At 45.3% G+C, this 20402-nt stretch carries 17 protein-coding genes; 4 read left to right on the top strand and 13 right to left on the bottom strand.

Annotated features, from left to right (window positions below):
- The 13 genes from QUA00_RS11565 to fbp form a co-directional block, all read right to left on the bottom strand.
- On the bottom strand, positions 1-1464 hold the full coding sequence (locus QUA00_RS11565) for an AtzE family amidohydrolase (protein ID WP_333409693.1): 1464 nt from the start codon (positions 1462-1464) through the stop codon (positions 1-3).
- A gap of 24 nt (positions 1465-1488) precedes the next feature.
- On the bottom strand, positions 1489-1665 hold the full coding sequence (locus tag QUA00_RS11560) for a DUF4089 domain-containing protein (protein WP_333123882.1): 177 nt from the start codon (positions 1663-1665) through the stop codon (positions 1489-1491).
- A 118-nt stretch (positions 1666-1783) separates the two neighbouring features.
- Positions 1784-2236 (bottom strand): KGK domain-containing protein, encoded by a 453-nt coding sequence (locus tag QUA00_RS11555; RefSeq protein ID WP_333306986.1) that lies wholly within the window; start codon positions 2234-2236, stop codon positions 1784-1786.
- A 98-nt stretch (positions 2237-2334) separates the two neighbouring features.
- Entirely contained in the window at positions 2335-2787 is a 453-nt protein-coding gene (locus tag QUA00_RS11550; protein ID WP_333306988.1) for a hypothetical protein, read from the bottom strand.
- An 11-nt stretch (positions 2788-2798) separates the two neighbouring features.
- Positions 2799-3107 (bottom strand): hypothetical protein, encoded by a 309-nt coding sequence (locus tag QUA00_RS11545; RefSeq protein ID WP_333306990.1) that lies wholly within the window; start codon positions 3105-3107, stop codon positions 2799-2801.
- A gap of 26 nt (positions 3108-3133) precedes the next feature.
- The gene (gene codA / locus QUA00_RS11540; RefSeq protein ID WP_333409691.1) at positions 3134-4402 is read right to left on the bottom strand and encodes a cytosine deaminase; all 1269 of its coding nucleotides are present in this window, start codon (positions 4400-4402) and stop codon (positions 3134-3136) included.
- A gap of 183 nt (positions 4403-4585) precedes the next feature.
- Positions 4586-5077: an ureidoglycolate lyase gene (locus tag QUA00_RS11535; RefSeq protein ID WP_333409690.1), complete on the bottom strand. Its 492-nt coding sequence runs from the start codon at positions 5075-5077 to the stop codon at positions 4586-4588.
- A gap of 97 nt (positions 5078-5174) precedes the next feature.
- Positions 5175-6713, bottom strand: a complete 1539-nt coding sequence (locus QUA00_RS11530) for a cobyrinate a,c-diamide synthase (RefSeq protein ID WP_333409689.1) — start codon at positions 6711-6713, stop codon at positions 5175-5177.
- Positions 6714-7139: 426 nt separating this feature from the next.
- The gene (gene opcA / locus QUA00_RS11525) at positions 7140-8504 is read right to left on the bottom strand and encodes a glucose-6-phosphate dehydrogenase assembly protein OpcA (RefSeq protein ID WP_333409687.1); all 1365 of its coding nucleotides are present in this window, start codon (positions 8502-8504) and stop codon (positions 7140-7142) included.
- Between the two features lie 207 nt (positions 8505-8711).
- Positions 8712-10241, bottom strand: coding sequence for a glucose-6-phosphate dehydrogenase (gene zwf, locus QUA00_RS11520; RefSeq protein ID WP_333409686.1), 1530 nt, complete (start codon positions 10239-10241; stop codon positions 8712-8714).
- Positions 10242-11582 carry a transposase gene (locus QUA00_RS11515; RefSeq protein WP_333409684.1) on the bottom strand — a complete coding sequence of 447 codons (1341 nt, stop codon included), beginning with the start codon at positions 11580-11582 and terminating at the stop codon, positions 10242-10244. It abuts the gene before it with no gap.
- Positions 11583-11921: 339 nt separating this feature from the next.
- Positions 11922-13076: a transaldolase gene (gene tal / locus QUA00_RS11510; RefSeq protein WP_333409683.1), complete on the bottom strand. Its 1155-nt coding sequence runs from the start codon at positions 13074-13076 to the stop codon at positions 11922-11924.
- Positions 13077-13257: 181 nt separating this feature from the next.
- A complete protein-coding gene (gene fbp, locus QUA00_RS11505) occupies positions 13258-14331 on the bottom strand; it encodes a class 1 fructose-bisphosphatase (RefSeq protein WP_333142116.1) in 1074 nt (357 codons plus the stop codon).
- 323 nt (positions 14332-14654) lie between these two features.
- On the opposite strand from fbp, the gene QUA00_RS11500 reads away from it, so the two are divergent.
- The 4 genes from QUA00_RS11500 (at position 14655) to QUA00_RS11485 (ending at position 20346) form a co-directional block, all read left to right on the top strand.
- A complete protein-coding gene (locus QUA00_RS11500) occupies positions 14655-14786 on the top strand; it encodes a DUF4058 family protein (protein WP_445305739.1) in 132 nt (43 codons plus the stop codon).
- A 205-nt stretch (positions 14787-14991) separates the two neighbouring features.
- A complete protein-coding gene (locus tag QUA00_RS11495) occupies positions 14992-17523 on the top strand; it encodes an ankyrin repeat domain-containing protein (RefSeq protein WP_333409682.1) in 2532 nt (843 codons plus the stop codon).
- 29 nt (positions 17524-17552) lie between these two features.
- The gene (locus QUA00_RS11490) at positions 17553-18938 is read left to right on the top strand and encodes a serine/threonine-protein kinase (RefSeq protein WP_333409681.1); all 1386 of its coding nucleotides are present in this window, start codon (positions 17553-17555) and stop codon (positions 18936-18938) included.
- 415 nt (positions 18939-19353) lie between these two features.
- Positions 19354-20346, top strand: coding sequence for an AAA-like domain-containing protein (locus QUA00_RS11485; RefSeq protein ID WP_333409680.1), 993 nt, complete (start codon positions 19354-19356; stop codon positions 20344-20346).
- The last annotated feature ends 56 nt before the right edge of the window (positions 20347-20402 follow it).

The raw sequence follows: 20402 nt of genomic DNA, 5'->3' as shown, positions 1-20402 counted from the left end.
CTAAATTGATTCGGCAGATATAATGCCTTGCGATTCTAGTACCGCAGCGACTCGGAGAATCACCGCTTCGCTGTAGGGAGCACCAATAATTTGTACCCCCAAGGGCAAAGCGCCGGGCCGCTGTACGGGCACGGAAAGAACGGGCAAGCCAATAAATGATAGGGGTTGGGTGAACAGTCCGAGATTGGGACGCACTAAGATTTCTTGTCCGGCTATTACCATTTTCTCGACGCCAATTTCAGGGGCAGCTATCGGGGTTGCGGGTGCGAGGATGATGTCTGTTTGTTGGAATATTTCGCGAATTCGATCGCGGTACCACTGTCTGAATCTCTGCGCTTGCAAGTACCAAGTCGCAGGGATCAGGGTTCCCGCTAAAAAGCGATCGCGGGTGGCAGGATCGAAGTCTTGAGGGCGCGATCGTAAATTATCTAAATGCAAGTTTCCGCCCTCGCAGGCGGTAATGATAAATGCAGCAGCCCTGGCGCGATCGGATTCCGGTATGCTGACAGTCGCAAGCCCCCCTATTTTTGGGGGGTTTGTTGTTTTTTCTGTGCTAATACCACAATCCAAGACATTTGTCAAGGCTTTAGCAACTATTTCTACAGCATCCATTGCTTCCGGTTCGGCCCCTGTGGCGAAATACCCCTCAGCAACAGCAATTCGCAATCCTTCGATGCCTTGATTTAACTGCGGCGAACAAAGTTCTGGCGGGCGTTGAGTGCAAACTGGGTCACGAGAATCAGGGCCTTGCAGGATATCGTACAGCAGCGCCATATCTCTGATCGATCGCCCAAACGGCCCCACACAATCCAAACTACTCGAAAATAAATAAGCGCCAGCCCTGGACAAACGGCCGTAAGTAGGCTTAAACCCAAAGACACCACACAAAGCAGCCGGTACGCGGATGGAACCGTTAGTATCAGAACCGAGGGTGATGGGTACAAAACCGGCGGCGACTGCTGCTGCGGAACCGCCACTGGAACCGCCGGCGATGCGCGTAGTATCGCGGGGATTGCGAGTCGGCCCGTAGTGGCTGTTTTCCGTGACGAAACCGTAGGCGTACTCATCCATGTTGAGAGTACCTACAAGCACAGCCCCGGCTTGTTTTAGTCGGGCGACCACAGCCGCGTCCTGGGTAGCCGGAGGATTGTCAGCGTTGATTTTTGACCCTGCTAGGGTAGTAATTCCGCCGATGTCGAACAGGTTTTTAACAGCGAAGGGAACGCCTGCTAAAGGGCCTGGGTTTTGGTTATTTGCTATGGAATTATCTATATTTTCGGCTGCTGCGAGTGCGCTTGATGCAGTGATTGCAGTAAAGCAATTAAAAGCTTTATCCTTAACAGCAATCCGTTCCAAAGCAGCACTTACCGCCTCTGTAGCCGTAACCTTACCACATTTAACAGCCGCTGCCGTAGCAACCGCATCCGCCTTATCTAAAAAACTTCTGCGTTCATCTGCGTTCATCTGCCCTCATCTGCGGTTAAAAATCTAAGGTTCAAACACCGGCGCGACTTCTACTTCGGGAGGTAAGGGGAATTCAGTAACGAGTCGGGCGATCGCAGCTATTCTCTCGAAGTTTACCACAACGCCTGGACGATGTTCCGGGTCTAACGGTAAGTTTATCAGTTCAGCAGTGCGATCGACATATTCTTCTATATTTGTCATTAGTCCATCCCAAACAACATCAGCGTTCATCCGCGTACATCTGCCCTCATCTGCGGTTGAAAATCTAAGATTCAGATATAGGTGCGATGATTATTGTATTGTAATCGCGATCGGGTTGTCAGTTATTATTGCTCAGTTTTTTGTATTCCTCGGATTGTCTGATATCATCTAGAGGGGATTTTTGCTTTGCTGGTTCATCAGGACAAAACTTTATACATACCTGCGTTTCCCCCGCATGGAAATTTTCATTAACTTTTATTTGAAGCTTTCCTTTTTGCCAACCCTTAGAACCAATTTTTAGAACTTGACAATCTATTCCTTCTTGAGGGGAGTTCCAGTCTATCTCCCCTCCACTAATTATTATTTCGTCGTTAATCCGTAGCTCTTTCATCCAATTAATTATTGATTTCTGGCGAGATTCCCTTATTGCAATAAGATCAAGTATCTCAATAAACTTGCTAGTGATTACCTCTGCAAAACTGCGTACCAGAAAAGTAGCTTTATCGAATAACAAAACATCATCGCCGTCTAGTATCTCATAGTTTTTATTGGATTCAAGTTGGTCGTCCATTTTTTTTCCAAAATTATGCTACTTCCTATTTGATACCATTTGAAGGTATGTGAGTCAAGGTGGTAAACAAATAATTTGCTAGAATAGCACTTTTCCACTCAAATACTGACAGTTTCCCGCAACTTCTCAACTGCAACATCCAGCGGAGGGAAAGCAAAATCCTCAGCATCCATTAATTCCTTAACCTTCTCAAAAATCTCAATCTCCGCCTCTTCCTGATCCGTTAGCTTATCATAAAAACAAGGGTCAGTAAACCACTGCTCAAAAGCAAACCTTAACACCCCATTCGGGTCAAGCATAAACTGCCAATACTTAGAAACTCGGTTATCAACTACTTCAAACAGCGGTGCCGGAGTCTGTATGGGATAATAGCTGTAATTATCATCACAAATATAGTACCAAACTCTTCCCTGCCACGAGCGGATTGCATAAACAACATATTCCTTGCCAACAGTCAACGGCAATTCAACCTTTTTAGTATAACCTCTTGCCGGATCAATATAATTTTCCGGCAGAACTTCCCCAGTATTAGCAATACAGCGAACAATCATAACTTGTCTACCTATAAATTCTTAGGTGCTATTTTAGGATATTGTCGTTTAAACTTTAATTCAACTTGTTGCAAAATTTTTGCATTTTCAAACCAGTGTATTTGTACGGAAGCTCCATTAATTGTAAAAGCCTGAATGCTCGTTATTTTGTACCAGTCTTCGGGATTACCTCCATAGAGGGCCACTAATCTGGAAACATCCCCTAGTATATCGTCAGGCCCGCCCTGAATTGCTCTACAATTACCAGCCTTAGCATCTTGCAGGAGCAATTGCTCTAGTAAATTTCTCGGACTCTCATCGGGAATAGCACCTTGATTCACAATTTAACAGCTTCAAATATTGTTTGTCAAATACCATAAAAGCTAATCTTAGCAGGTGCAGTTTCCGCCAGCAACTTACCCCGAGAAATCACATACCGAACCGCAGCGCGCCTCCTAATTGCATCATAACAATCCTCAGCATCCAACACAATCAAATTTGCCGGTTTCCCCGCCTCTATCCCATAATTATCATCTCCCAGATTGAGAGTTTTAGCACCGTTGACAGTGACCATATTAAAACAAGCTGCAATCTCAGCCATTCCCGTCATCTGACAAACATGAACCGCCATATGAGCGACATCCAACATATTTCCCGTACCTAAACTATACCAAGGATCTTGCACGCAGTCGTGGCCAAAACTCACATTCAAACCCTGCAGCCACAACTCCTTAACCCGCGTCACCCCACGGCGTTTGGGATAAGTATCAGCGCGGCCTTGCAGGGTGATATTAATTAAAGGATTGGCGATGAAATTAATTCCCGATTTTGCCAAACTTCCCATCAGCTTAAAAGCATAAGCATTGTTATAAGAACCGAAAGCCGTCGTGTGGCTAGCCGTCACCCGCGAACCAGCGCCGCTTCTAATCGCACAAGCTGCTACCACCTCCAAAAATCTCGACTGTTCATCATCGATTTCATCGCAGTGAACATCTATTAATCTATTGTATTTTTCAGCAAGCTCAAAAATTCGCTCAACCGACTTCACCCCATCTTCCCGCGTCAACTCATAATGCGGAATCCCGCCCACAGCATCCGCACCCATATCCAGAGATTTCTCTAAAAGTTTGTCATTTTCTGGACTTCCGTAAATCCCATCTTGGGGAAAAGCCACAACTTGCAGAGTCATCCAATCTTTGACTTGTTCTCGAACTTCCAAAAGTCCTTGCAAAGCAGTCAGCGTCGGTTCGCTAACATCAGCGTGACTCCTGACAAACAAAATCCCTTGAGACGCTTGCAGCCTTAAAGTTTCTACAGCCCGTTTTTTGACATCATCCAGAGTTAAACTTTGCTTGCGTTCCCCCCAGATTTGAATACCCTCGAACAAAGTGCCGCTTTGATTCCATCGCGGTTCCCCCGCAGTCAAAGCCGAATCGAGATGAATGTGCGAATCCACAAAAGGAGGACTAACTAAATTGCCTTGAATTTCGATTTCGCGTTCACCAAGTTCTGATATCCGAGGCGAAACGGCGACTATTTGGTCATCCTCGATAGCAATATCTACCGTTGGGCGATCGTCGCCCGCACCTAACAAACGACATTCGCGCAGAACAATGCTATACTTTTGCTCAGGCATGACAATTGCACTTATTTTAACACTTGTAAACTTTATCCTTCCTAGTTGCGATTGGGCCTAGTGAGACAAAAAGAATTCCCCAATCACTTGCGAACCCCATCCTTCTCCTCCTCTGCGTCCTCTGCGCCCTCTGCGGTTAAAAAATCTTACTCAAAAAACCAACCTATAACCATAATCACCAAATCAGACAATCTCAAACTCCAGATAGTGATTTTTCACAAAATCAAAAGTAAAATGGTCAACCACATTAGTATCGCTCAATTCCAGATTGTAAAAATCAACAAAATCCGCATCAAAATACGGCCCAGCGTGCCAAGTCCCCACATCTAACTTAATAAAACAATTGCCGGGAATCTGAAAAGCAGCCATATCCTCTAAACTCGGTTTATAGCTATCCCCAGGAGGTGCAACCGCCATCAACCAATCCTTCCCATCCAAAGAACCCAAACACTGAGTACATTTAATATGTCGTGTAATTTTGCGAAACTTGCGACCTTCCTTATGGAGCCGCATAATGTAAAATCTAGGAATACCATTTTGCAAATTTAACTGAGCATCCTCAGCATCGAAAGACTTGCCATCAACAGCCGGAAAGATAACTTGACCGTAACGCCGAAAATTCTCCCGTGTCACCCATTGGGCAAACAACTGCTTAGTCGAAATTGATTCGCTCATAAATCCCAACATCCCTAGCTTGATCCGTCATCAACATTCTAATACAGTAACTCCTCTCTCTTCTCTTCTCTGTGCCCTCTGTGTCCTCTGCGGTTAATTAAATAAAAAAATCTAGTTCCCTTTCTCGATCGCCCAAAACACCCTTACAATCAAAATCAGCACACTGCTGCAAAAAACGAGCCGGAATATCAGGCCGAGCACCCCAATGCAAATGCAAATAAGAAGCGTGTACCTGACAAACTCCCCAACCTTCAGCAACCGCCTCAACCTCCCCCCGCTTCCCATACCTCCAACTGTGATAAACTGGATTACTCGGTTCAACAGTTAAATGCGATCGATGAAACTCATGTCCCCAAACCTCATCAAGAGCAGTTAACACCGAACTATCCCTCACCGCCACAGCTTCTCGGTATCCCAGCGTCAAACGCTTTCCCATCGCAGCAGAAGTTTCCAACACCCCCACCCCTTGCCAATAATTGCCATCGAAGTCTACAATAGAATCACACAAGTACATCAAACCGCCGCACTCCGCATAAGTCGGCATTCCCGCAAAAATCGCCTTTCTTACCGCATCCCGAATTAACACATTACCGCTCAATTCTTGAGCAAACACCTCGGGAAAACCACCACCAAAATATAACCCTTGCACATTGTCAGGAAAAACCGAGTCATCAAGAGGACTCCAAAATACCAACTGGGCACCCAACTCTTCCAACAAATCAAGATTGTCCTGATAGTAAAAATTAAAAGCCCGATCGCGTGCAACCGCAATCCTCACTCCAAATTGTTTTCCCAAACAGTTGACAACATCATCTTTTTGAGTTACAATTCCCGAAGGGAGACTGTGCCTACCTGAAAGTTGCTCTGACCCCTCACCCCCCCCATTTCGAGTTGCAGCCAACAAAGGCAAAAGTTGCTCCCAGTCAAAACTAACAGCAGCCAAATCAGCCAGTTTATCGATCGCACCATGAAGATTCGGCAACTCTTCAGCCGGAATCAAACCCAAATGTCGATCGGGAATAGTAACAGCCTCATCCCTACGCAAAACGCCCAAAATAGGTAAATTGAGCGGTTTGAGAGCATCTTGAAGTAGTTCCAAATGTCGATCGCTCGCCACCCGATTCAGCACCAAACCAGCGAATTTAAGGTCAGGGTTAAAAGAACGAAAACCGTGGGCGATCGCAGCCACAGAACCAGAGAGCCTGCTGCAATCTATCACAAACAATACCGGCAAATTCAGCAAATAAGCAACATGAGCCGTAGAAGCAAAGGAAAAATCATAATTGCCTTCTTCTTTTCGAGAATTAATCCGTGTATCCGTGTCGTGGCTTCGTGATTCCTGAGTCCTTCGACTCACTCCATCAAATAGTCCCATCACCCCTTCAACTAGGGCATAATCGACATCTTGAATATGACGAGAAAAACACTTTTTTACATAAGATTCAGACGTTAATACCGGGTCTAAATTCCGACAGGGGCGACCAGTAACAAAAGCATGAAACATGGGGTCAATGTAATCGGGACCAACCTTAAAAGATTGAACATTCAAGCCGCGACGGATTAAATAAGCTAAAAGGGCGATCGTTACAGTAGTCTTTCCCGCACCGCTGCGTTCGCCAGCAATTACTAAAGTCATAGTTCTAAATTATTAACCAAAAATACAGAAAGCAGACAACTGATAAAGTTAGGAGTATTGGTCTTGAACTTCTCAAATAATACCTATTTAAGGAACCGCGAAGACGCGAAGATCGCGAAGGAAGAATGAGAAGAAGAGAGGTAATTTAGTGGCTTTTGGGAAGTAATTTAGAGTTTTGAGTCAAAGAACATTATTAATTCAAAACTCATAATATCAAATCCGTTAGCATCGGAATAGTAAATTCTAGTTCACTGTCAACACTCAACAGTCAACAGTCAACAGTCAACATCATAAGGAGTGTAACCGGAAATGATATAACTTCTAACTCACAACTTCCAAAAAAGTAGGGCAGACATTGCCTGCCCCACTGAATATTAACTCAATCGTTCTTCCTTCTTCCTTCTTCCTTCTTCCCTCTTCCTTCTTTTACCGCTTAGCTAACTTCAGCATTTGAGCCGTCACTGCCAAACTTTCTTCGTAAAGCACATCTCGGCCCCAACTCTGCAAGTGCTGGCCCAGCAACTGTTCCGTCACCTGATCGAACAGAGGACTCACCTGGTTAAACCGATCGGTTTGAGCGCCTCCCTTCGTTTCCATCCGCATACAGCCACCCGCTTCCGAACACAGAACCGTACCGCAGTCAGCCTTTTCGTTTGTAGAATTCAAACGCACAGCAATCAAATCGCCCGCGACATCGCCCGAATCAGCAGTAGGAATAGCAGCCAACTCAGCTTCGACAACCCGTTCGTCGGGCCCCGCGAATTTAATTCGCTTGATTTGGTAATCGCCCTCTTCCTGTTTGAAAGCAACCGGACGCCACTGAAGCCGACTCGCCAGCCAACCCAAATACATCAGCGCTTGCGTAGAATTGTCCTGTTCGTAATCGATCGTCACCCGATCGATTTCCCGAATCGCAGCGCGACGTTCCGGGGCATCAAAAGCCTCAGCAGCCAACTCCTGCCACGCGGCCAGCCGACGCCAATTCAGATCCGCGATCGGAATTCCCTCCTCGATCAGACTTTGCATCAACAGCAATTCAGCTTCACACTCGGCAAAGCTGCTAGAGTCAACAATCACAGAACTGCTAATTGTCGCCAGCCGCTGGAACAAACCTCGATCGGCATCGGGATTCGCCTTCCACCACAGCAGCGTCGGCAAATCACCGATAGTCAAGGCCGTCACGATGCCGCTCACCCGTTCCAGCGCAGCTTCCGTACCCCGCAGCGTAATGTACTCGCAGCAGATCAGATTGCCGCTGGTGCGCTTGTGAACCGGACAATAAGCAGCCACTTGAGCCTGCACGCCCGTATCTTCCCCCGCCGTCGGGCACAGAGCAATAATCCGGCAGGGATTGGCAGCCACGATCGCGTCAGCCACCCCCGAACCCCCGGAACCCAAACCACTAGATCCCATCTCCTCGCCTTTTGAATTTTTGCGAGCCACTTCTTCCCGCAAAGTCGCCAGCAATTCCGCGTTAGCTTTGCCAGTTCTCGGCAGCCCGTAAGCTTTTTGAGCCGCCCTGATGCTAGATGCCGTCATCGGCCCGGTAATACCATCCACCGGCCCGTCGTAAAACCCCAGATCCGCCAATAACTGCTGAGTTTCTTCCGGTTCGTAGACTACAAAAGTAAAAGTTGTTGCCCTAGTAGCGATCGGAAAATCGCCCTTAGACCCCGATTCTCTGTAACTTTCCCAAATTTGACTCAATTCGGCCTCTATTTGGTCGATCGACACATCTTTAGGACTTTGTAGCGAAACCAGGGGCGGAGCTTTCATCGGTGTCATCGTCATAAATCTTTTCTCCTTTCTTATTAGTCAGTTGTCAGTGGTCAGTTGTCAGTTTTCAGTTTTCAGTTTTCAGTTTTCAGTTGTCAGTTTTCAGTTTTCAGTTGTCAGTTTTCAGTTTTCAGTTTTCAGTTTTCAGTTTTCAGTTGACTGCCCACTACCCACTGCCCACTGCCCACTCACAACTGACCACTGACCACTGACTAATAACTCTTAAAGTCTTCGCCACTTACGACCGTCTCTGTTAATTAGCAGTTCTGCTTCCGCCGGTTCCCAAGTACCCGCTTCGTATTTAGGAACCAAATCTGGGTCGGTGGAGGATTCCCAATCCATCAGCGCCGGCGTTACCACCCGCCAAGCTTCTTCCACTTCATCAGAACGGGTAAACAAAGTTTGGTCGCCCAGCATACAATCAATTAACAGGCGATCGTAAGCATCCGAAGATGTCACCCCAAACGAAGAACCGTAACTGAAATCCATATCCACCGTCCGCGTCCGCAAATCCGGCCCCGGCATTTTAGCCTCAAACCTCAGCGAAATCCCCTCGTTCGGATGCACGCGCATAGTCAAAACGTTAGGAGTAGTTTGTTGGGCCGCAGACTGAAAGATTAGCAGCGGAACTTCGCGGAACTGAATCGCAATTTCGCTAACTTTTTTCGGCAACCGTTTGCCGGTTCGCAGGTAGAAAGGCACTCCCTGCCAGCGCCAGTTGTCAATCATAAACTTCATCGCCACAAACGTCGGCGTTGTCGAGTTGGGAGCAACCCCCGGTTCTTCGTGATATCCCGGCACGGGTTTGCCCTTCATCCAACCTGCGGAATATTGACCCCGAATCGCTGAGAACTCCAAGTTATGCAAATCGGCCAAGCGAGTTGCTTGCAGAACTTTCATCTTTTCGGTGCGGATGCTGTCAGCGTCGAGCGAGTTCGGCGGTTCCATCGCCGTCAGACAGAAAATCTGCATCAAGTGGTTTTGCAGCATATCCCGCAACGCCCCAGAGGATTCGTAGTAACCCGCCCGGTCTTCTACGCCTACTGTTTCTGCAACTGTAATTTGTACGTGATCGACAAATTGCCGGTTCCACAGCGGTTCAAAAATCGCGTTAGCAAACCGGAACACCATTAAATTCTGAACAGTTTCTTTACCCAAATAGTGGTCTATCCGGTAAACTTGCTGTTCTTGGCAAACCTTCTGCACAACTCGGTTGAGAGCTTTTGCCGAACTCAAGTCCCGGCCGAAGGGTTTTTCAATTACCAAGCGGTTTTTGACTGGATCGGCCAGCATTTGAGCCGCGCCCAGTTGCCTAATTGCTTCTGGGAAAAAGTTCGGGGAAACTGAGAGATAAAATATGTGATTGCCGCGAGTTCTCCTTTCTTCGTCGAGTTCCGCTAAGAAAGCTTTGAGTTTTTGATAGCTTTCGGGGTTGTCAATGTCGCCCGGACAGTAGTACAAACCTTTAGCGAATTCTTGCCAAAATTCTTCATTGCCAATGCCGCCGCCAAATTCTTCAATGCCTTCGCGCATTTGCTCGCGGAAGTAATCGTGACTCCAAGGGCGGCGGGCTACTCCCACCACGGTAGTTTCCGGTGGCAAGCGTCGATCGCGCTTCATCTGATAAATTGCAGGTACCAGTTTGCGCTGGGTGAGATCCCCAGAAGCTCCGAAGATTACCAGAATTTGGGGTTCCGGCACTCGTTCTTTTCGCAAACCTACGCGCAACGGATTTTCAAGTAGCGTTACCATTTATTTTCCTTTTTCTAGAGCTGTTAGTCTTGCTAATACACCATGATAGTTTGCGTTGATACTCCCCATACCGTTCATGCCAGGGGATTCTTGAAGAACCCAAAGTCGGATTTTCAAAGGCGCTATCAATTCGCCGCTACCGATTCTACTAAGATTTAACCCCAGTTTCACCGCTACTTTTCTGATAATATTAGCCGCACCGTTACAGTCGGCATTAATTTTTGTTCCGTCCGCAGAGCGATATAATCCGCGAGTTACTCTCTTTCCTGATTCTGTCCACCCTTCAGTTTTTTCACCGAACGTAGGTAGTGAATCATTGTCTAGAAAACTCGCCTTTGAGGTATAAGACTCTTCGGTTTCTACGAACTTAATTCCGTACTCCAGACACAACTGAGATATTTTTTTCTTCAATCTACCTGTTGGAATTTGAACAAACTTTTGATTGGTCTTTGCCCCCATATTTTTATTTTGTTTTTGGTCTTGGTTCCATCCAAAAACTATTGTGCCGATTTGATTCTCAATACAGTGATTTACAACGATCCTTGCTGCTTTATTCACCGCATCTCTAACCTGACGGTTTCTCTTCTCCGTAATCCTAGCCAATTGATTAGACCAGAATCCTTGAGGCTGATTTTCCTTGAGAACAGAGATTCGCTTGTTGTACCACTGATTCAATGACTTTAAATGCAGCCCATCAATAATAAAAGAAGTTCCTACGTTAGATACGCCAGTCAACCAGTTATTGATTCCGTGGTCTAACCCCAATACACTTTCAGGATTTACCTTAACCTCACGAGATTCCGATTGGTACACAAACTCTGCATAGAAACATCTATTTCTGGGAAGAATCCGAATTTCAACCAACTTCTTGTAATCCAGGTTTGAGGGCATCGGTATAAAAAATTCGCCAATCCCGAACCATATCTTAACCTTGCGTCCCAATGGAAATCGTAACATCCCATTTTTTAGTTTGACATCAGCCCTGGGAAATGTAACTGATTTAAGGGAATTTTTTTTGTATCCAGGTAGTCTTGGGTGTTGCATTACCGTCCCAGATTTGATACCTTTCAAAAGCCCAATATACGATCTGAATGATTCGGCGACGCTAGTCAATGTCTGCTGTGCCGTATGAGAATAGAGTGCTTTGAAATGCAGGTTTGACTTGAACATTTTATGGAAGTCGTACTTACCGGGAATTTTTCCAGTCTTGAAATACAACTGACGACCGTAGTACAGCGCACAATTTGCTAACTTATTCGACTCACTACAGATAAATTCTAGAACCGCTTTCAGACTAGAGTCAGGATTGACTAAGTTTTGCTGACATCTATAGTTAGACATTCTTTTGATTCTCAATGTATTGCTTGACAACAGAGAGAGCTACCAACTATACAGGACAAAATAACTATTTGTCCTGTATAGTTGGTAATCTGCGTTCGCCAGGGGCTTGCGTCTCGTTCTTCGGTCACAATCATGCCTCAGCGGTTGGAAATGGAAAATTCGAGTTGTATCTCTGGCTAAATTCCTGCTCTGGGACAGAGGATTTTTTTTTGGGGGGGGAAATGAGCGCAATTGCGCTCATTTTTCCGACAGAGAATTGACAACTCAGCATTTAGGAACCAAAACAATTATCTACTCCGAGTCCTAAATGCTTCTGCCTTCAACGATACAGATATCCTTTTAGACGACGGGTGCGAGCCTCTTAACTTTCTCTTGCAAGGAATCCATCAGGGATTGGAACGGGGTGACGAATTTATCAATCCCGTCCAAGAGCAAGTCTGCCATCACTTGGTCCAAGTTGATGTCAATGTCGGGCTCTTTGAGACTTTCGATCAGCGTGTAAGCTTCTGCAACGTTGTTCTCAATCCGGGGTGCGACATCGCAGTGATCGAAACAAGCTTCAACAGTGTTCGGCGGCAAAGTGTTAACGGTGTCGGGGCCGATTAGTTCATCGACGTACATGACATCGCTGTAGTTGGGGTTTTTGGTGCTGGTGGAAGCCCACAGCAAGCGCTGTACTTTCGCTCCCTTGGCCGCTAAAGCTTGCCAGCGATCGCTCGCTACGATCTCTTTATACTTCTGGTAAGCTACCTTCGCATTGGCGATCGCCACTTTCCCCTTCACCGCTTCCAGTTTAGCTTTTGTGGAAATATCCGTGACATTTTTGAGTTTCTCATCAATCTTGCCATCGATATTGATGTCGATCCGGCTCAAGAAGAAACTGGCAACAGAAGCAATATTGCTCACATCCAAACCTTTAGCCACCCGCGCTTCCAAACCGCGAATGTAAGCCCAGAAGGTTTCGACGTAGCTGTCAACCGAGAACAGTAAAGTCACGTTAACGTTAATGCCTTCGCTGATGACTTGCTCGACTGCGGGTAAACCTTGAGCGGTTCCCGGAATCTTAATCATCACGTTTTCTTTGCCGAGGGCTTTGTAATAGCGCATGGCTTCGCTAATTGTGCTTTCTGTGTCGTTGGCGATCGTCGGTGGCACTTCAATGCTTATGTAGCCGTCCAAACCCTTCGACTCTGCGTAAACTGGGGCGAAGATGTCGCAAGCGTTGCGGATATCTTCAAATACCAGAGATTCGTAAATCTCCATTACAGATTTACCCGCCCGGATGCCCGCTTCGATATCCGCGTCGTAAATCACATTACCTGCGATCGCTTTCTCAAAAATAGCTGGATTAGATGTAATCCCCCGCAGTCCCCGACTTTCAATCATCTGTTTGAGTTCGCCGGACTCGATCAGATCGCGAGTCAAATTGTCCATCCAGATACTTTGGCCAATTTCTTTGATTTCTAACAGGTGATTCGTTGGTGTTGCTGTCATTACTGTAACTCCTACAATTTGATAGCTGTTTATTGGGACTTGGAAATTGGAAATTGAAAATTGAAAATTGGTAATTGAAAATTGGCAATGGGGAATTGGTAATTGGGAGTCGAAAGTTATAAGTTAAAACCCTCTTCCTTCTTCCCTCTTCCTTCTTCCTTCTTCCCTCTTCCTTCTTCCTTCACTTTTGGACTGTTCTAGGATTGCGCGATCGATCTTGAATAAAAGACTCGACCATCGCTACATTTTCTTTACTGCCGACAATCAAGGGCGATCGCTCGTGCAGTTTGGTCGGCACAACATCTAAGATGTCTTGAATGCCCGTACTTGCCCGCCCGCCGGCTTGCTCCATCAAAAACGCCAAAGGAGCCGATTCGTAGAGCAAACGCAATTTGCCTTCGGGGTTTTTCACCGTTCCGGGGTACAAAAACACGCCTCCCTGGAATAAAATCCGGTGGAAATCTCCCACCAAAGCCCCGCCGTACCGGGCGGTGTAGCCTTCGCTGCGGTGTACGTAGCGAATGTAGTCTCTCAAAGATTCCTCCCACTGCCAGAAGTTGCCTTCATTAACGCTGTAAATCGGGCCGCGATCGGGAACCTTAATGTTTTCGTTAGCTAGAATAAACTCGCCCAAACTGGGGTCGAGGGTAAAGGAATGAACACCCTGACCGATCGAATAAACCAGCATGGTACTGGGGCCGTAGAGTACATAGCCAGCGGCAATTTGTTTGTGTCCGTGTTGCAGCAAGTCGGAAGCAGAACCATCTTCATCGTCCCCCTCTTGCTTGCGGATGCTGAATATGGAGCCTACATTGAGATTGATGTCAAGATTGGAAGAACCGTCTATGGGGTCGTAGAGCAGACTGTAACGCCCGATCGGACAATTTTCGGGAATGTAGTAGGGTTTTTCCATTTCCTCGGAAGCCAAGCGGCAGACAAGTCCGCTTTGCTGGAATACCGAGATAAACACTTCATTGGCATAGATATCCATCTTTTTGACGGATTCTCCCTGCACGTTCACAGCCCCTGTAAACCCTAAAGCATCTTCCATTAACCCGGCTCTGCTGAGCCGCCTCGCGATCAGCTTAGCCGCCAGCCCGATGCGATTCATCAGGGCACTGAGATCCTGAGCATCTGCTGAAAAGCTGTGAAGTTGCTGGAGTACGTGACGGGATAGAGTTGTGCAATCGCGGTCTAAGGATTGCACCTGATCTATCGGGCCCAGGCGGGTTTCCCCTGTCGGCGCGTTTACCATGATTTTGATGTCCTCCCTGTCTTGCGGCTTGCTAGTTGGGGATTTTCAGGTGCAAGGCGTTTGCCCCTGAATCGGCTTTTAGGTCGATCGTCCCCCAAGTTCTATCTTAGGAAGGGTTTTGCGATCGGGCGTCGAACTTTAGGTGAATTTTAGATCCCGATCAAAAATTGAGGAGTTCGATCGACTGTTGAGTCGGGAATTGTATCCAAAATCACTACTTTTTTTGATTAACCGCAGAGGACGCAGAGGGCGCTGAGAGAAAAAGTGGCGATAGAGAAGCCTACGAACGTTGGCTAGCATCTCAAAAAGACCGACAACTTCCTTTGCGCGAAGAAGATGTAGAACCTATTGTTAATTTGCCGGAATTGCTTGCAAGCATTTACGATCGCGCCGGCTATGATCGGCTCGATTACGATCAAGATCCCGTACGCAAATTTTCGCCAAAGGTGATATGACACTCCAAAATTCTGGGTAAGTTATCCATAGAAATACGGTAATTGAAATTTAAGCAAATATACAGAGTCAGTCATTGACTTTTCTATTGACTTGTTTGAAATATACTCAAACACTCAACTTACCTTGCATAAATTTTTCAAAATTTGGGGTTTAAAAACCCAAATATAAAATGTTTGTTGGTACTCATAAACCCAGGATAATGCTATGGATATTGTTGAACAAATTCCCCATAACTTAGTCAAACACTATCAAATTAAAAAGCTACTCGGAGAAGGCGGTAGTAGCACAAGTTATGAAGCCGTTGACCTCCAAACACACCAGCGAGTCGCACTCAAAGCTTTGTCTTTACAGAAGATGAATGACTGGAAAGTCCTGGAACTATTTGAACGAGAAGCCAATGTTTTATCAAAATTGAATCATCCGGGAATTCCGCGTTATTTGGATTATTTTTATGTCGATACTCCCGACAACCGTTGTTTTTATATAGTACAAGAACTGGCAGAAGGGCAATCTCTAGCAAGTTTAGTCGAAAGTGGCTGGCACGCTAGTGAGTCCGAAATTCAACGCATTGCCACACAAATTTTGAATATTTTGGTTTATCTCCATTCACAGACACCACCTGTTATCCACCGGGATATTAAACCAGAGAATATTGTTTTCAAATCGCCCATAAATTCCCACAAACAAAAAGACTGGGCAGTCTGCTTAGTAGATTTTGGAGCAGTGCAAAACACTTATTACAATACCTTAATGCGAGGAAGTACCGTAGTTGGAACCTATGGTTATATGGCTCCAGAACAATTTCTCGGACAAGCCGTACCTGCAACAGATTTATATGGTTTAGGAGCGACATTGTTGTATTTACTAACCCACCGTTCGCCCGCCGAATTACCAACAAATATACTAGAGAAAGATTTTCGCTCTCAAATTCAGATTTCTTCAGCATTTGCCGATTGGTTAGAAAAAGCGATCGCGCCAGATTTAGAAAACCGCTTTAACTCGGCAAGAGAAGCGCTTGAATTGCTGCGCCATCCTCGAATAGTTAGCGTTAAATCCAATCGATCATCGACGCAATGGGAAAAACGCCTCAAAATAGGAATTGCTGCTATTGTTAGTGTTGCTGTTTTCAATCACTTTAAATATCCCATCCTCAACCGGATTGGATTTACACCCAATGCAGTTGTCGAGGCTGTCGAACAGGGAGATACTCAAACTGTTAGGCATTATCTGGATCTTGGCATTAATGCTAATAGCAGGGTAAATAATCAGAATTTACTACACTTTGCTGGCTCAAAAGAGGTGGCAGAATTGTTAATTGCCAAAGGTGCAGATGTCAACGCTAAGAGTGCATATGGCTGGACCCCGTTACACTTTGCTACGGCATCCGATCGCATAAAAGTGGCACAGACGCTAATTGCTAAAGGTGCAGATATTAACGCCTGGGGAGAAGATCAATTTGGGGCGTGTAATAGTATATGTACAACTCCTCTGTTCTGGGCCCGATCGCCTGAAATGGCAAAGTTGCTGATTGCTAAAGGTGCGGATGTCAATGCCAAAAACAAACATGGCACGACTCCTCTACATACGGCGCGATCGAAGGCGATCGCAAAGATACTACTCGCTGCGGGCGCAAAAATTAACATCAAAGAAGACAATGCCCGAAATGGCAAGAGTAGAACTTTATTACATAACGCAGCCAAAATAGGTTTTAAGGAGTTGGTACAACAGCTAATTAAAGACGGTGCAAATGTTGCGATTCGGGATCGTATAAAAAGAACTCCACTGCACTATGCAACCACAAAAGAAGTTGCTGCTTTGCTAATGCTGGATATCAACGCTATAGACCAATATGGAGATACTCCGTTACACCTAGCTGTCGATCGAGGATCTCAAGATATCGCTGAACTGCTAATTGCTAATGGCGCAAGGGTTAACGTTAGAAATGCGAACGGTCAAACTCCATTGTATCAAGCGATCGCGATCGGACACAATGAGATTGCTGCACTGCTAATTAACAACGGTACAGATGTCAATAATATAGATGGAGCTGGCACAACTCCACTGCACAAAGCCGCACATTATGGCACGGTAAAAATCTTAAAATTGCTGATTGCTAAAGGTGCAGAAATTAATATCCAGGATAATCAAAGAAAAACTCCACTGGATATCGCCGTAGACCTGAAACTTCAGGATACAGTGGCGCGGCTAATTAGTAAAAACCCAGATGTTAATAGTGAAGACAAAGAAGGCAGAACTTTACTGCATATCGCTGTCGATTTCAAACTTGAGGATGTAGCCAAAAAACTCATTGCCAAAGGTGCATTCGTTAATGCCAAAAATAACTTGCTTCAAACTCCCCTGCATCTTGCTGTTGCTCAAGGATCTCAAGATATCGCTGAACTGCTAATTGCTAATGGCGCAAGGGTTAACGCTAGAAATGCGAACGGTCAAACTCCATTGTATCAAGCGATCGCGATCGGACACAATGATATTGCTGCACTGCTAATTAAAAACGGTGCAGATGTTAATAATAGAGATATGTGTAACACAACTCCACTCCACAAAGCAGCACATTATGGCACTGTAGAAATCTTAAAACTACTGATTGCTAAAGGTGCAAAATTTGACGCTACCAACTGCGATGGCGACACGCCCCTAAAGATAGCAGAAACCAACTGGAACCCCGACCGAGAAGTAGCAGCCAAAATACTCAAATCTCGCGGCGCAACCTACTAATTATCCCAAATAACCCCACGCATAAAAATATGGAAACACTAGAACAATCGGAAAAAATCATTGCTGAAAGATATCGCATAATCGGCAAATTAGGACAGGGTGGAGTTGGAATCACCTATGCTGCTGTAGATTTAAACAGCAATCAAAAAGTTGCACTCAAAGCTTTATCCCTGCGCCTGACAACTGAATGGAAGAAAATCGAGTTATTTGAACGAGAAGCAAAAACTTTATCGGGATTGAATCATCCGGGAATTCCTCGCTACATTGACTACTTTCAAGTGGATACTTCCCAAGATCGTTGTTTTTATATCGCCCAACAACTCGCACCGGGAAAATCTCTCGCACAGTGGATAGAAAATGGCTGGAAACCAAATGAAGCGCAAGTTCGTCATATCGCCTCTAAAGTGCTAGAAATTCTGGCTTATCTGCAATCGCTGTTACCTGCTACTATCCACCGAGATATTAAGCCCCAAAATATTATTCTGCAAAAAAATGGGCTAGTCTTCCTAGTTGATTTTGGCGCAGTTCAAAATACTTACCATCATACCGTTACAGGAGGCAGTACCGTTGTCGGAACCTACGGTTACATGGCACCAGAACAATTCAGAGGAAAAGCTGTATTATCAACAGATTTGTATGGATTAGGAACAACGCTGCTTTTCCTGTTAACCCAGAAATTTCCATCTGATTTACCCAGACAAAAGCAAAAGATAAAATTCCGCGATCGCGTCTCTATTTCTCCAGAGTTTGCCGACTGGTTAGAGAAGATAATTGAACCCGCAAGTGAAGATCGATTTCACTCAGCAAAAGATGCTTTATCAGCATTGCGAGGGGAACAGCCAAAGGGGATTAATCCCGAAAAAATGTTTAAGCGATCGCCCCAATCCCGAATTACTTTAATTGACGCTAAATGGTGGTTATTCATCAATATATACCCCGCTCGTTTCCCTCGTAAACCCACAGTGGTTTTTCAGTTCATTTATCAGAGTTATAAAGTTTTACCTCCCTTCTTTTTGATTCTGGTATTTTTTGATTTAATCCTAGGTTTAATTGTCGTACCGTCGGACGGGCCATTTAGCTTGTTTGGCTACACTGTAGCCGACGGGCTAGCTAAATTTTTTCATCTGTTTGTATTTAGATCAATCCAAGCTGTAATAATATTTACCGTATTTTATGCTTTGATGTGCTTGTGTTGGATTGCTTATTATCTATTCACTAGACCAATTCAAATCAGCCCTCAAGATATCCAGCGGGTAAAGTTGAGCGGAATTCATCTGCCATTGCTCAAAAAATCGATAACTTTTTGCCGGATTCGCGCCCAGTCGCGTAACTATTGTTTTGGCTTATTTTTGCCGCAAGCTGAGAAAGAATGGTTGGTAGGGGAATTGAGTGATTGTTTAAGTAAACTAAAATAAATCATTGTTGCTATCCACAGACTTGATCAAAAACCCGTTTTTTTCGGAGTGCGTGGATTAAATAAATGCGGAAGTATAGAAGATTTTATGTACTAATTTAGGCAATAATAATCATCAAAAAATCCTGGATCTGGCATGAGAATAAAACTATAAAGAATCTCGATATTTATGAAATAGGACTGCAAAAGGGGAAGGCGATCGCACTTGTTGAATACGTAGCTAAAAAGATTAGTTGAGAGTCGCGATCGCCTTTTCGATTGGTTATGCTTGAGTCTGGGCGATCGTTTCTGCCAGTTTACTGACCAACACAAATAAAGATGTTTGTGCTTAAATACCGTAAAGGCAAGAAATATCTCGCCCTGACTGGGGTAGTGTCGTTAAGCTCCTGTATCTCCTAAGCGTGAAGGTTCCATTGATGAGTAGTACCCCAAGAAAGAAAAAAACGATCCTGTTTTTGGCCGCCAACCCGAAAAACTCCACTCCCCTGCGCTTAGGTGAAGAGGCCAAGGAAATTGCAGAGGGGTTGCAACGCTCTAAAAAGCGCGACAAGTTTCAACTCGAGCAACAGTGGGCGGTGACGCCAAGAGAAATGCAGCGAGCCGTATTAGATTATAAACCAGAGATTGTGCATTTCTCTGGGCATGGTGCAGGAGAAGGGGGTTTAGCCCTAGAAGATGACATGGGGGAGATTAAGCTGGTAAATGCCAAAGCTTTGGCAGCTTTGTTTGAGGCGTTTAATGAGTACGTGGAGTGCGTCATACTCAACGCTTGCTATTCAGAAGTGCAAGCTGAGGCGATCGCACGTCACATTCCCTATGTGATCGGCATGAACCAAGCGGTGGGAGATAAAGCCGCACGAGAATTTGCTGTAGGTTTTTACGATACCTTGGCGGCGGGGGAGTCGATCGAATTTGCCTATAAGTTGGGTTGCGTTAGCATCAGCATGGCAGGGATTCCAGAACAACTCACGCCGGTATTAAAGAAAAAGTCGGATTTTTCTGGGTTGGATGCAGCAGAGCGATCGCCCGATGCTTCTTTTAGCGATAATATCGTTGAGAAGTCGTCGCCTGTGGTGGAAAATGCGCGATCGATCGCCACCCCTCCCATTTCGATTTCCAACTTAGACAACCCAGAAGGTTCTGTTAGTTTAGATTGTCCCCTGTATATCGATCGCCCTCCCATTGAATCAGACTGCTACCAAACCATTGTCAAACCTGGTGCCTTGATTCGCGTGAAAGCACCCCGTCAAATGGGAAAAACTTCTTTATTACAACGTATTTTACACCATGCTAAAGAACAAGGACATCAAACAGCTTATTTGAATTTTCAATCGGCTGATGGCAGTTTCCTCACCAATCTTGATGAATTGTTGCAATGGTTTTGTGGCGATAAGCTGTTCAGCATCTAAAACGCATATTGCATAGTATAATATGATGATATTTATAAAAAGTCAATGCCTACTAA

It is taken from the genome of Microcoleus sp. T2B6, from assembly GCF_036700475.1.
Classification (GTDB): domain Bacteria; phylum Cyanobacteriota; class Cyanobacteriia; order Cyanobacteriales; family Microcoleaceae; genus Microcoleus.
The sequence above is the reverse complement of the archived record's forward strand: the minus strand, read 5'-3'. Positions and strand labels throughout refer to the sequence as shown.

What these genes read in the sequence shown, in the direction of transcription:
- tal (WP_333409683.1), bottom strand. Translation starts at nt 13,076, where the DNA reads ATGACAGCAACACCAACGAATCACCTGTTAGAAATCAAAGAAATTGGC.
- QUA00_RS11530 (WP_333409689.1), bottom strand. Translation starts at nt 6,713, where the DNA reads ATGACTTTAGTAATTGCTGGCGAACGCAGCGGTGCGGGAAAGACTACT.
- QUA00_RS11515 (WP_333409684.1), bottom strand. Translation starts at nt 11,582, where the DNA reads ATGTCTAACTATAGATGTCAGCAAAACTTAGTCAATCCTGACTCTAGT.
- QUA00_RS11565 (WP_333409693.1), bottom strand. Translation starts at nt 1,464, where the DNA reads ATGAACGCAGATGAACGCAGAAGTTTTTTAGATAAGGCGGATGCGGTT.
- opcA (WP_333409687.1), bottom strand. Translation starts at nt 8,504, where the DNA reads ATGACGATGACACCGATGAAAGCTCCGCCCCTGGTTTCGCTACAAAGT.
- QUA00_RS11555 (WP_333306986.1), bottom strand. Translation starts at nt 2,236, where the DNA reads ATGGACGACCAACTTGAATCCAATAAAAACTATGAGATACTAGACGGC.
- fbp (WP_333142116.1), bottom strand. Translation starts at nt 14,331, where the DNA reads ATGGTAAACGCGCCGACAGGGGAAACCCGCCTGGGCCCGATAGATCAG.
- QUA00_RS11550 (WP_333306988.1), bottom strand. Translation starts at nt 2,787, where the DNA reads ATGATTGTTCGCTGTATTGCTAATACTGGGGAAGTTCTGCCGGAAAAT.
- QUA00_RS11485 (WP_333409680.1), top strand. Translation starts at nt 19,354, where the DNA reads ATGAGTAGTACCCCAAGAAAGAAAAAAACGATCCTGTTTTTGGCCGCC.
- QUA00_RS11535 (WP_333409690.1), bottom strand. Translation starts at nt 5,077, where the DNA reads ATGAGCGAATCAATTTCGACTAAGCAGTTGTTTGCCCAATGGGTGACA.
- QUA00_RS11560 (WP_333123882.1), bottom strand. Translation starts at nt 1,665, where the DNA reads ATGACAAATATAGAAGAATATGTCGATCGCACTGCTGAACTGATAAAC.
- zwf (WP_333409686.1), bottom strand. Translation starts at nt 10,241, where the DNA reads ATGGTAACGCTACTTGAAAATCCGTTGCGCGTAGGTTTGCGAAAAGAA.
- QUA00_RS11490 (WP_333409681.1), top strand. Translation starts at nt 17,553, where the DNA reads ATGGAAACACTAGAACAATCGGAAAAAATCATTGCTGAAAGATATCGC.
- QUA00_RS11495 (WP_333409682.1), top strand. Translation starts at nt 14,992, where the DNA reads ATGGATATTGTTGAACAAATTCCCCATAACTTAGTCAAACACTATCAA.
- codA (WP_333409691.1), bottom strand. Translation starts at nt 4,402, where the DNA reads ATGCCTGAGCAAAAGTATAGCATTGTTCTGCGCGAATGTCGTTTGTTA.